Origin of the sequence: Vibrio sp. SCSIO 43132, assembly GCF_019904195.1 — a bacterium.
GTDB classification, from domain to species: domain Bacteria; phylum Pseudomonadota; class Gammaproteobacteria; order Enterobacterales; family Vibrionaceae; genus Vibrio; species Vibrio nigripulchritudo.
Map to the genome: position 1 here is coordinate 1 of NZ_CP063200.1, position 12,319 is coordinate 12,319.

Sequence of the window (12,319 nt, forward strand, 5' to 3'; positions counted from 1 at the left end):
GATAAATACAACTTAGCCAAAATTAAAATCACCCAATTGAATAATTAAAATAAGGAAGTCGTATGCTCACTAAGGAAGAAATACAGAGCGCAGCTCAAAAACTGTATCAAGCGGAAATCAATCGGAAACAAATCCCAGCATTAACCTTGTCTCACCCAGAAATGACCATAGATGACGCTTACGCCATACAGAAAAACTGGGTAGACCAAAAGATCGAAAACGGCGCTCAGGTGAAAGGCTACAAGATAGGGCTCACCTCTCGTGCAATGCAGATGGCTGTCAACATTGACCAGCCCGATTTCGGCGTGCTTCTGGATGACATGTTCTTTCCAGATGGCGCACAAATTCCGGCGGGAGATTTCCTCGACCCCCGCATTGAAGTCGAACTTGCCTTTGTGTTGAAAGCCCCTCTCAAAGGCGAAAACGTTACCATCTTTGATGTGCTCAATGCCACCGATTACGTGGTACCGGCCATTGAGTTGATTGCCGCACGATGCCACCGAACCGACCCTGAAACTGGGTACACCCGCAAGGTGTACGACACCATCGCAGACAACGCAGCCAATGGTGGAATCATTATTGGCGGACGCCCGATTCGCCCCGACGAAATGGACATTCGCTGGGCAGGTGCCGCTCTGTACCTCAATGGTCAAATCGAAGAAACCGGATTGGCGTCTGGCGTGCTCGGGCACCCTGCCAACGGCATCTGCTGGGTATGCAAACGCTTTGCGCCACATGGGATTGGCTTAGAGCCTGGGCAGGTGATTTTGTCTGGCTCTTTCACCCGCCCCGTCGCCGTGAAAGCAGGCGACACGGTGCATGCCGATTACGGTCCGTTAGGCGGAATTTCCGTGTCTTTCGTGTAAGGAGCCGTCATGAAGAATACATTTAAGAACAAATTGATTCATCACGAATTGCAATGGGGTTTGTGGCAAGGGTTGCCAGATCCTACCTGCGCAGAAATTTGTGCCGGTGCAGGCTTCGACTGGCTGCTTCTGGACGGGGAGCACGCCCCTTTTGAATTAGGCGATCTTCTTGCCAGCCTACGTGCGATTGCCCCCTACTCCGTTGCCCCGATTGTTCGCCCTGCTGAAGGCAACACCACGGTCATCAAACGGTTACTCGATATCGGCGCACAAACGCTTCTAATACCGATGGTTGATACAGCAGAACAAGCGCAATCGCTAGTGTTGGACTGTCGCTACCCACCAGCAGGTCGCCGCGGCATGGGCAGTTCACTGGCTCGCGCTGCACATTGGAATCAAATTCCGAACTATGTTCATCAGGCCAACGACAACGTGTGCTTGCTGGTTCAGGCAGAAACGCAAACGGCTCTCGACAACCTCGAAGCCATTGTTTCGGTCGACGGTGTGGATGGCGTGTTTATCGGTCCGACGGATTTGTCTGCCTCCATGGGGCATGTGGGCAATCCAGACCACCCTGATGTAGTGGCAGCGATTGAACAAGCGATTCGCACCATCAGAGAAGCAGGAAAAGCCGCAGGGATCTTATGCCTGAACCCTGAAAAAGCGCAGCACTACGCAGATTGTGGCGCCAGCTTTATAGGCATTGGGGTCGACACATTGCTGCTTTCCAACGGTGCGAAAGCCCTCGTTTCTCGCTTTAAAGGACAACAAGATACCGCGCCAACAGGCAGCGGATACTAAATAAGGATTCACATGACGATTCTACCTGACAGCAGCTCAAAACTCGTTTGTGTCGCACTCAATGACGTACGTCACCGCGAAATCTGGAGCGATAAGTTTCAACAGCCCCCTTACAAAGCGCTGCCGACTGAACCCGTTTTGTATTTTAAGCCTCGAAACACCTGGAACAAAGACAACTCACTGATCCCAATGGATGCTCCCAACGCGCCGCTTGTGGTCGGCGCGAGCCTTGCGTTACTGGTTGGAAAGCGTTGCCAGCGTGTCAGCCGAGAGGACGCATTGCAATACATCAGTGGCATCAGTGTGGTGCATGACATTTCGTCTCCAGAAGAAAGCTACTACCGACCAGATATTTTGGGTAAAGGCATCGACAAATCAGCAGCCATGAATGGCAACTGGCAGCCTGTCAGCTTGCTCGACTCGCCAACGAAAGCCGTGGTCTCGACCAAAATCAACGGCAAGTGGCGAGGCGATATCTCTACAGATCAATTTGAGATGAGCATTCCCGAATTGATCGAACGTATTTCTCGCATCATGACGCTAGAGCCAGGGGACATCATCGCCCCTTGTTTCCACGGCGAACGTATTCCGGTTCGCGCCGGAGACAAAATCGAATCCAGCATCAATGGGCATCACCATCTAACCAGCCGTTTAGGGGAGTCACACGCATGAAAACCGCACGCATTTTGAAAAACGGCAAAACGCTCAACGTCACCATTGATGCCGAAGGTCATTTGATTGGTCCCGATGGTCATGTTGTTCCCCAAAACGACATCACATGGCTTTGCCCGATTGAAAACCCGGGCACTATTTTCGCTCTCGGGCTCAACTACGCGGATCATGCCTCAGAACTGGCTTTTTCAGCACCTGAAGTCCCATTGGTATTCATCAAAGGGGCGAATACCTTGACCGGGCACCGTTGCAACACCTACCGACCTGACAATGTGGACTTTATGCATCACGAGTGTGAGCTGGTCGCAGTCATCGGGAAAAAAGGCAAGAACATCGCCAAAGAAGATGCGATGGATTATGTCGTTGGATACACCATCTGCAACGACTTCGCGATACGTGATTACCTGGAAAATTATTATCGCCCGAACCTGAAAGTAAAAAGCCGCGATTCACTCTGCCCGATTGGTCCATGGCTAATCAGTAAAGATCAATTACCCGATATCGATAACCTCGCACTGGAAACGCGAGTGAATGGTGAAGTCGTCCAGACGGGCAACACCAATGACATGATTTTCAGCGTGCCAGAGTTGATTGCCTACCTCAGCCAAACCCTGACATTACAGCCGGGTGACATGATTGCAACGGGAACGCCAAAAGGACTGAAAGACACCCAACCCGGTGATGTTGTGGACTGCTCCATTGAAGGGCTGGGTACGCTCACCACCTACATGGTCAGTGAAACGGAATATTTTAAACGCAAGGATTAAGCAAAATGACAACTTTAGACTCTCAAATCACCAAAGCCCGAGAATATCTGGCGAGATTCAAAACCGATACTCTAGGTCACTTCATCAATGGCGAGTGGACGCTGGGCAGCGGTGAAGACACCTTTGAAAACCAAAGCCCAATTAACAACAAACGCTTGGGTACTGTAGTCAAAGGCAGTGCAGAAGATGTGAATCAAGCCTGCCTTGCTGCTCAGAACGCTTTCGAGGAATGGGCAAACTTCTCCGGAGCCAAACGACGTCAAATCTTGCATAAGCTGGCAGATGAAATTGAACGCCGCGCAGAAGAAATCGCACTGGTTGAATCGGTAGACTGCGGGCAAGCATTTCGCTTCATGAAACAGGCAGCCGTTCGCGGCGCAGCAAACTTCCGTTTCTTTGCAGATAAAGCACCAGAAGCCAAAAACGGCGACTCACTGTTTCAGGAATCCCACACCAACTTCACGGTGAGAACGCCAATAGGTCCCGTAGGTGTCATCACCCCCTGGAATACACCGTTCATGCTCTCCACGTGGAAAATTGCGCCAGCACTTGCCGCCGGTTGTACCGTTGTTCACAAACCCGCAGAATTCAGCCCTCTCAGTGCGGCGATTTTGGCGGAGTGTGCGCAAGCAGCCGGATTGCCAAATGGTGTGTGGAACATGGTGAACGGGTTTGGTGAAGTCGCAGGCAAAGCGCTGACTGAACACCCAGCCATCAAAGCCGTTGCGTTTGTGGGCGAAACCACCACAGGTTCTATGATTCAGGCACAAGGCGCGCCAACGTTAAAACGCGTCCATTTCGAATTAGGCGGCAAAAACCCCGTCTTAGTGTTTGACGATGCCGACATAGACCGCGCATTGGATGCTGTGGTCTTTATGATTTACAGCCTGAACGGTCAACGCTGTACCAGTTCTAGCCGACTGCTGCTTCACTCGTCCATCAAAGACACCTTCATTGCTAAGTTGAAAGAGCGGGTCCGTCTTCTGAAAGTCGGTCACCCGCTGGATGTGAACACCGAAGTCGGTCCACTGATTCACCCAACTCACCTCGATAAAGTGCTGAGCTATCTGGATTCCGCCGAGCAAGAAGGTGCCAGCGTCTTACGTGGCAGTATTTCCTCGGATGCCCCTGAAGATGGCTATTACTTTGCGCCCGCGCTCATCATTGATGTCGACAACAAAATGAAAGTCGCGTGTGAGGAAATCTTTGGCCCTGTGCTTTCTGTCATCACCTTCGATAACGAAGAACAGGCAATCCAGATCGCCAACGATACCCCTTATGGGTTGGCTGCGTATATCTGGACAGGCGACACCGGTCGTTCTTTGCGCTGTGCTCACAAAATCGAGGCAGGCATGGTCTGGGTCAACTCCGAAAACAACCGTAACCTTCCCTCCCCGTTTGGTGGCATGAAGATGTCAGGAGTAGGGCGAGACGGAGGTGACTGGAGTTTCGATTTCTACATGGAAACCAAAAACATCTGTATTGCTCACGACCTGCACACCGTACCGAAACTGGGTAAGGAGGGCTAAATGCCTCATTTCGTGATGGAGTATTCCGCCAATCTCGATTCGGATATCGACTTCCCAGATTTATTCGAAAAATTGGCGGGCGTCGCTCAAACAACCGGCGTTTTTCCTCTCGGTGGAATTCGAATTCGAGCGCATCGCTGTGAACAGTTTCGGGTCGCTGAGGGCGATCCGGAAAACCGCTTTTTGCAGCTTTCCATCAAGGTAGGCAGTGGGCGAACAGAAGACACACTCAAAGACGTTGGTGACACCATACACGCCTTTATGACGGATTATCTCGCCTCTGTTTTTGAACGCCACTATCTGAGTTTTGGGCTGGAGATTACGGAGCTCCACCCAACCCTGAATTACAAGAAGAACAACATTCATCAAAAGCTGGCGAAGTGAGCATCGCGCTGATCCGTTCAGCGCGAACCAAATGATCCAATGAATGGAAAGAATCCAACGTGAAACACAAGGAGAATGATTATGGGTGAACTGGTCATTGCAGCCAAAATCACACACGTTCCAACCATGCTAATGTCGGAACAACCCGGTCGACTGTTCGGTTGTCGCCAGCAGGCTATCGACGGTCACAAGCATCTCGCGGCACTGGCGAAAGAGAACAACGTCGATACCATTGTGGTGCTCGACACACATTGGCTGGTGAACGCGGGTTATCACGTCAACGCTAATAAAAGCTTTGATGGCATCTACACCAGCCACGAGTTTCCGCACTTTATTCAAAACCTCGCTTACCACTACGACGGCAACCCGGACTTGGGCGATGCCATTGCAGAGAAAGCCATGGCAAAAGGCGTGCATACCCTTTCTCATCAGGTTGAAACGCTTGACCTGGAATACGGCACCTTAGTGCCAATGCGCTATATGAACGACGACGCCCACTTCAAAGTCGTGTCCATTGGTGGCTGGTGCGCGGTACACAGCATCGAATCTTCTCGCCAGGTCGGTGAAGCGATCCGAGAAGCCATAGAGGAGAGCGACAGCCGAGTCATGCTTCTGGCTTCAGGGTCTCTGTCTCACCGAATCTGGGATAACGACGACTACGAAGCCAACAACGGCACCTTCACCATTTCTCGTGAGTTTAACCGCCAAATGGATTTGCGTGTGTTGGAGCTTTGGGAGAAAGGGGAGATCAAAACCTTTTTGGAAATGTTACCTGACTACGCTGAGCTGTGTTCTGGCGAAGGTGGCATGCACGATACCGCCATGCTGTTCGGCGCACTGGGCTGGGACAGCTATCAAGGGAAAGGCACCTTAATTGGCGAATATTTTCCCAGCTCTGGAACGGGTCAAGCCAACGTTCTGTTTACGGTATAACCACCAACCTTAATCATTGCGCCCTTCCCCCTTCCTGAGGGCGCTTTTTTGCAAAGGAGCGCACGATGAAATTAAACGATCCAACTTTGTTTCGGCAACGATGCCTGATCAACGGTGAATGGGTGGGCGACGGTGCCCAGTTTGATCAAATTTACAACCCCGCTGATAACAGCGTAGTGGGGTTTGTTCCCCGTTTAGGCAGCGAAGAAACACAGGCAAGCATAAACGCAGCAGAGCGGGCACAAAAAGGCTGGAAAGCTCAAACCGCCAAAACGCGTTCGCAAATCCTGCGTCGCTGGTATGAATTGATGATCGAACATCAGGACGATCTCGCCACCATCCTGACGACAGAACAGGGCAAGCCGTTTGTCGAAGCAAAAGGCGAAATAGCCTATGCCGCCAGCTTTATCGAATGGTTTGCGGAAGAAGCAAAGCGCACTTACGGAGAAACCGTTCCAAGCCACAAAGCCGATGCGCGGATTGTGGTCACCAAAGAACCCATTGGCGTTGTAGGCGCGATCACCCCTTGGAATTTCCCAGCTGCCATGATCACACGAAAATGCGGTCCAGCTCTGGCAGCGGGCTGTGCGGTCGTATTAAAACCCGCCCCCGAAACCCCTTTTACTGCGCTCGCACTGGGTGAACTTGCGATTCGGGCAGGCATACCTGCTGGCGTATTAAACATCATCACCGGAGACGCCGTTCAAATCGGAGAAGCACTCACGCAAAGCCCTATCGTCCGAAAAATCAGTTTCACGGGTTCGACGCACGTGGGCAAGATTCTGATGAATCAATCGTCGGATACGGTGAAAAAGTTGTCTTTGGAACTGGGCGGAAACGCGCCGTTCATTGTGTTCGATGACGCCGATCTGGACTCAGCGGTTCAGGGCTTGATGGTCGCCAAATACCGTAATGCTGGGCAAACCTGCGTGTGTGCCAATCGCATTTTTGTGCACCGCAAGGTTCACGAGGTCTTCATTGCTAAGTTCAAAACGGCGGTGGAAGCCTTACAAGTCGGGGACGGATTTCGTGCCGATGTTCAGATAGGGGCGATGATCAACCAAGCGGCTGTCACCAAAGTATGCGAACACGTCCAAAATGCCCTGGAGCAAGGCGCAACGCTGATTTCTGGTGATCCTAATCCCCCCAAAGACCTTTTCCTTAATCCGTTAATCGTCACCGACATGAACGACGACATGCATGCGGCGAATGAAGAAACCTTTGGTCCACTCGCGGCGATTTTCCCCTTCGATTCAGAGCAGGAAGTGATTGAACGCGCCAACGATTCCGATTCTGGCTTGGCGGCGTATTTCTACACCCAATCCCTTGCCCGAGCATGGCGAGTCGGAGAAGCACTCGAAGCGGGCATGGTTGGCATCAATGAAGGTCTGATTTCGACTGAAGTCGCGCCATTTGGCGGTATCAAATCATCAGGATTAGGGCGCGAAGGCGCTCGTCAGGGCATCGAGGATTATCTGGAAACCAAGTACATGTTAATGGGCGGATTATAAAATTTTCCTTTTAAGTTAATGAGTTAACCAACCTCATCCCGATGGTTGATATAGCCCCAAAGCAAAACTTGGCTAAATGGGAGCCATACCTCAAATGGAAATCAGAAGAATAAGATTATGGAACACTTAAATTCTCTTACCTACTACGCAGCAACGAAGAAATACGATTTATCGTTCCCTTCTTTGGAACAGGATATTGATGTCGATGTGGTGATCATTGGCGGTGGTTTCACAGGCATTAACACTGCGCTTGAACTCGCAGAAAAAGGCATCACAGACATTGCGGTACTGGAAGCCAAGCACCTGGGTTATGGGGGTACTGGTCGTAATGGTGGTCAAATCATGGCTGGGCTTGGGCACGACATTGACACGGTGAAAAAACACGTGGGCAAAGACGGACTGGAAGAGCTCTTCAAGCTTGGCAATATCGGCGCAAGCATCATCCGCGAACGTGTTGAGAAGTACAACATCGACGCCGATTTCTGTCAGGGTTACGCTTACCTGGGTTTTAACCGTCGCCAGGAAAAAACCCTTCGAGCCTGGCAAGAAGAGTTTAAAAAAGCCACGCCGGATGAAGAGATCACCCTGCACACCGGTTCGGAAGTGCAAGAAGTCATTGGATCCCCTGCCTATTCCTGTGCACTAAAACACATGGGTGCGGGTCATATTCACTCACTGAACTTGCTGCTCGGCGAAGCCAAAGCGGCGTCAGAGCTGGGCGTATCCATCTACGAGAATACTCAAGCTCTTGACGTTCAATATGGCGAACGTATCAAAGTGCGCACTGCCCGAGGAACCGTGACGGCGAATAAGTTGCTTTGGGCGTGTAATGGCTTCTTACAGGGGATGGAATCACACCTTCACAAGCACACCATCAATACTTATGCATTTCAAATGGCAACCGAGCCCCTGTCTGATGAAATGATCGAACGCATCAGCCCGATTCGCGGCGCTTATAGCGACATTCGTCCGGTGATCGACTACTACCGTGTCACCAAAGAAAACCGCTTGCTGTTTGGCAGTGCCACTCGTTGGGTGGAATACATGCCACAAGATCTAAAAGCATGGAACCGTAAACACATGCTCACCATTTTCCCATACCTCAAAGACGTAAAAATCGACATGGCTTGGGGCGGTCCTTTGTGCTGCAGCGCCAACCTGTTTCCTCAGGTGGGAACACTTCCTGATCACGACAATGTGTTTTATGTGCAGGGCTATTCCGGTTTTGGCGTCACCCCGAGCCACATTGTCTGCAAGGTACTGGCAGAAGGTATGAGTGAGAAAACCGATCGCTACAACCTTGTCAGCTCTGTTCCTCTGACTCGCGTGATTGGCAAAGACGTCGCACGCCCGTTGCTGGTAACCAGTGGCAAGCTGTTCCACCAAATCTCGGGATACTGGTTGGGCAGACGATAGCTATCCCCCAAGACAATCACTATTCGAAGTAAAGAAATCAACAAAAGGAAATCTCATGAAACCGATCCTATTAAACCAGCCTCTTCCGGAAATGATGTCTGTAGGCAGCATTGAAAACTTAGGCTCTGAAGTTATCTCTGGCGATCCTCAAGCCGAAGTGGCGATGATTTCAGGCGCCCCTGAAGACGCCGTGAGCTGCGGCTTGTTCGGCTGTTCAAAAGGCGAGTTCCGCATGCAATACCCGTTTACTGAGCACGCAACCGTGCTGGAAGGTGAAGTGGAGCTGACGAATGAAGAAACAGGAATCTCTCACACCTACGTGAAGGGTGACTCTTGGTTTGTAGAACAAGGCACCAAAGTTCGCTGGAACATCGTGTCTCCTAAATTCGTGAAGCATTATCTGGCGGTCGCACAGTAATCACGGTTTGACGCTTCTTCGCTGATGACCCCTTAACCGTAAGCGAAGAAGCATTTTTAGGGAGGAGCATGAACATGAAAAACGCTGCCAGCAAGCACATTCCCAATATCGATATTGGTCAGGCTTACGATCGTCGTTACATCGACAGCGAAGTTCACTTCGAACAGATTCAAAACCTCGCACAATTTTTCGGTCACGACATGCCTGTGCATTATCACGACCGTTTTTACCAAATTCATGTGGTGATGTCGGGAGAGATTCGGTTGCAACTGGACAACCGCACCTACCAGTGTGAAGGTCCGGTTCTGTTTTTCACTCCGCCAACCGTGCCTCACGGCTTCTCTATTTCCACCGAAACAGAAGGGTATGTGCTGACCATTCGTCAGCAATTCGTCTGGCAAATACTCAGCCAGTGCATGGCGCTCAACGATAAAGGGCTGTTCGCCACCAAAGGCATATGCATTCCATTTAAAAAACACAGCAACGCATTAAAGCGTACTCTGGCGTACCTCACTCTGCTTGAAGATGAACACGAACAGGAACGCACAGAAAAAGCCAAAGCCATGTATGCCTTGGTGCGCTTGATACTGATTGAGATCATTCGCATGTCTGGCGAGTCGGATTCGCCTTCTTCTATACGCGATATAGATGCCCAGATATTTCATCAGTTCCACCAGCTTATCGAAGCCAATTTTGTTAAACACTGGACCTTATCTCGCTACGCCACCGAGCTGTGTGTGACCGAGTCTCGGCTCAACAGCATATGCCAGCGAGTGAGCAGTAAATCCGCCAAGCGCCTAGTCAATGAGCGCGTACTGCAAGAGTCCAAACGTCTGATTGGGCTAACTCAAAAACCCATTACGCAGATTGGTTACGAACTCGGGTTTCAAGACCCCGCCTACTTCGCTCGCTTTTTCCGCCGCATGTCGGGGGTGACAGCCAGCAACTATCGAGAAAGTCAGCAAAGGCAAGCGGTCAATTGACCCGCCCCTTCGCATTATCATCAGGAGAATTTGTTATGGATAACCGCTTTGGATTGATCATAAACGGGCAAAAACGCGACGGCGACCTGCCGCCCCGACCCGTAATAAATCCTGCCACCGGAGAGGTACTACGTAACGCCCCAGAAGCGTCAGTCAAACTGCTTAACCTCGCGGTGGAATCGGCGCAAGTCGCGTTCAAAAGCTGGAAAAATGTCAGCCATATCACTCGAAAAGCCATGCTGACCGAGATTGCCGATAAAATCGAAGGCGCTACAGAAGAACTGGCAAAACTGATTGTGGAAGAGCAGGGAAAGCCGCTTGATCTGGCGATGATGGAAGTGGGTGGAGCCGTAGCGTGGACTCGCTACGCCGCCGATGCCGACGTGCCTGTTAAAGTCATTCAGGATGACGCCAACAAACGCATTGAACTTCACCACAAGCCCATTGGCGTTGTCGCTTCCATCACGCCTTGGAACTGGCCAATGATGATTGCCGTCTGGCATGTTATGCCAGCGTTGCGTACAGGCAACTGCGTCATCATCAAACCATCTGAATTAACACCATTCAGCACCTTAAAGATGATTGAGATAATGGCTGACGTGTTGCCCGACGGCGTCATCAATGTGCTGTCTGGTGGTGGCGAGCTGGGTCAGGCGATCAGCGAACATAAAGACATTAACAAGATTGTGTTCACAGGCTCCACAGCGACGGGGCAGCGCATCATGAGTGCCGCGTCGACCAACCTGAAACGCTTAACCTTAGAGCTGGGTGGCAATGACGCAGCCATTGTCCTCCCGGGCAGCAGCATCAACGACATTGTTCAGCCACTGTTCCAGACCTCTTTCATCAATATGGGGCAGACCTGCGCTGCTCTGAAGCGCCTGTATGTCCATGAAAGCCAGTACGACGAAGTATGCCAGGCGCTGGCAGACATTGCTTCTGCACAAACCGTCGGTAACGGCCTGGATGAAGGCGTCACCTTTGGTCCTGTCCAGAACCATAACCAATTCCAAAAAGTACAAGAGCTGATTGAAGATGCCGTCGCACAAGGTGCAAAAGTGCTTTCCGGAGGCAAGCCTCTGGATGAATCTGGCTACCTTTTCCCACCGACTATTGTCACCAATGTCTCCAACGGAGTTCGCATTGTGGATGAAGAGCAATTTGGTCCGGTTCTTCCCGTCATTCCTTATCAAACCGTTGAACAAGCCATCCAGTTGGCCAACGACAGCGATTTGGGGCTGGGTGGCTCAGTTTGGGGCAGTGATGTTGATCAGGCTCAATTGGTCGCAGCACAGCTGGAATGCGGCACCGTGTGGGTAAACGGACACGCCGAAGTTCTGCCTCACGCGCCATTTGGCGGCAACAAGATGTCGGGTTTTGGCGTGGAGTTTGGCGAAGAAGGACTCCTAGAAAATACCCAACCGCAACTGATTAATATCAACCGCTAGAAAGGGTTAGCACAGCCTCATCCCAATGGTTGATACCTGAGATCCCTGGGATGAATTTGAATGGTTCAATACACAAAGAATGTGGAGGCAATGGACATGCTTACGGAAGTGAACACCATTATTTATGCGTCGGATATGCAAAAAGGCAGTCGCCCTGCGTTTCGTAACGCGGTTCAGCAAGCCATCAAGCACGATGCCAAAATCGTGTTTCTGCATGCCATTCCTCCCATTGGTGAACTCACTCAACAAGTCATGGTGAGTTATCTGCCAAAGAAAGCGAACCAAAAGCATACCGAACAAATTCTGGCGGAAGCGCACAACCATATTCAGGCACGTATCCAAAACTTTCTGGACAGCGAACTGGATAACCTCAGCGCCTTAAAACAGCCACCAGATATCGAATCGCAAATAGGTGAACCTCACGAGGTGATCCTCTCTGCAGCAAAGCAACACAATGCGCAACTTATTGTGATGGGAGACAGGGAAGCAAACGCCATTTCGCGTCTGTTTCTGGGCTCAACTGCCCTCAAAGTCATCAGTCAGAGTGACATCCCTGTCCTTATCGTCCCTCTCAGTCAAACACAATAAAGG

Annotated in this window: 13 protein-coding genes; all 13 read left to right on the top strand. The window is 50.9% G+C overall.

All coding sequences use genetic code 11. The annotated features are described in order from the left end of the window. Window positions 1–62 precede the first annotated feature (62 nt). The 13 genes from hpaH (at window position 63) to INR79_RS18205 (ending at window position 12,316) form a co-directional block, all read left to right on the top strand. Window positions 63–866 carry a 2-oxo-hept-4-ene-1,7-dioate hydratase gene (hpaH, locus tag INR79_RS18145; protein WP_004406434.1) on the top strand — a complete coding sequence of 268 codons (804 nt, stop codon included), beginning with the start codon at window positions 63–65 and terminating at the stop codon, window positions 864–866. Between the two features lie 9 nt (window positions 867–875). Continuing rightward, the gene (gene hpaI, locus INR79_RS18150) at window positions 876–1,667 is read left to right on the top strand and encodes a 4-hydroxy-2-oxoheptanedioate aldolase (RefSeq protein ID WP_223098390.1); all 792 of its coding nucleotides are present in this window, start codon (window positions 876–878) and stop codon (window positions 1,665–1,667) included. 12 nt (window positions 1,668–1,679) lie between these two features. Further along, window positions 1,680–2,339, top strand: coding sequence for a fumarylacetoacetate hydrolase family protein (locus INR79_RS18155; protein WP_022590392.1), 660 nt, complete (start codon window positions 1,680–1,682; stop codon window positions 2,337–2,339). Then, the gene (locus tag INR79_RS18160; protein WP_223098393.1) at window positions 2,336–3,106 is read left to right on the top strand and encodes a fumarylacetoacetate hydrolase family protein; all 771 of its coding nucleotides are present in this window, start codon (window positions 2,336–2,338) and stop codon (window positions 3,104–3,106) included. The genes INR79_RS18155 and INR79_RS18160 overlap by 4 nt, the downstream gene beginning before the upstream one ends. Window positions 3,107–3,111: 5 nt before the next feature. Beyond that, window positions 3,112–4,635 carry a 5-carboxymethyl-2-hydroxymuconate semialdehyde dehydrogenase gene (gene hpaE, locus INR79_RS18165; protein ID WP_223098396.1) on the top strand — a complete coding sequence of 508 codons (1,524 nt, stop codon included), beginning with the start codon at window positions 3,112–3,114 and terminating at the stop codon, window positions 4,633–4,635. Next, complete coding sequence (locus INR79_RS18170) at window positions 4,636–5,019, top strand: 5-carboxymethyl-2-hydroxymuconate Delta-isomerase (protein WP_223098398.1); 384 nt, start codon at window positions 4,636–4,638, stop codon at window positions 5,017–5,019. Window positions 5,020–5,100: 81 nt separating this feature from the next. Beyond that, the gene (gene hpaD, locus INR79_RS18175) at window positions 5,101–5,952 is read left to right on the top strand and encodes a 3,4-dihydroxyphenylacetate 2,3-dioxygenase (protein ID WP_004406446.1); all 852 of its coding nucleotides are present in this window, start codon (window positions 5,101–5,103) and stop codon (window positions 5,950–5,952) included. Window positions 5,953–6,017: 65 nt separating this feature from the next. Next, the gene (locus tag INR79_RS18180; RefSeq protein ID WP_223098400.1) at window positions 6,018–7,463 is read left to right on the top strand and encodes an NAD-dependent succinate-semialdehyde dehydrogenase; all 1,446 of its coding nucleotides are present in this window, start codon (window positions 6,018–6,020) and stop codon (window positions 7,461–7,463) included. A 117-nt stretch (window positions 7,464–7,580) separates the two neighbouring features. Beyond that, window positions 7,581–8,879, top strand: a complete 1,299-nt coding sequence (locus INR79_RS18185) for an NAD(P)/FAD-dependent oxidoreductase (RefSeq protein ID WP_022594083.1) — start codon at window positions 7,581–7,583, stop codon at window positions 8,877–8,879. 55 nt (window positions 8,880–8,934) lie between these two features. Next, complete coding sequence (locus INR79_RS18190) at window positions 8,935–9,297, top strand: cupin domain-containing protein (RefSeq protein WP_022562073.1); 363 nt, start codon at window positions 8,935–8,937, stop codon at window positions 9,295–9,297. 68 nt (window positions 9,298–9,365) lie between these two features. Continuing rightward, a complete protein-coding gene (gene hpaA / locus INR79_RS18195; protein ID WP_223098402.1) occupies window positions 9,366–10,280 on the top strand; it encodes a 4-hydroxyphenylacetate catabolism regulatory protein HpaA in 915 nt (304 codons plus the stop codon). A gap of 35 nt (window positions 10,281–10,315) precedes the next feature. Continuing rightward, window positions 10,316–11,728 (top strand): aldehyde dehydrogenase family protein, encoded by a 1,413-nt coding sequence (locus INR79_RS18200; protein WP_223098405.1) that lies wholly within the window; start codon window positions 10,316–10,318, stop codon window positions 11,726–11,728. Window positions 11,729–11,818: 90 nt separating this feature from the next. After that, complete coding sequence (locus INR79_RS18205) at window positions 11,819–12,316, top strand: universal stress protein (RefSeq protein ID WP_022594079.1); 498 nt, start codon at window positions 11,819–11,821, stop codon at window positions 12,314–12,316. Window positions 12,317–12,319: the final 3 nt, after the last annotated feature.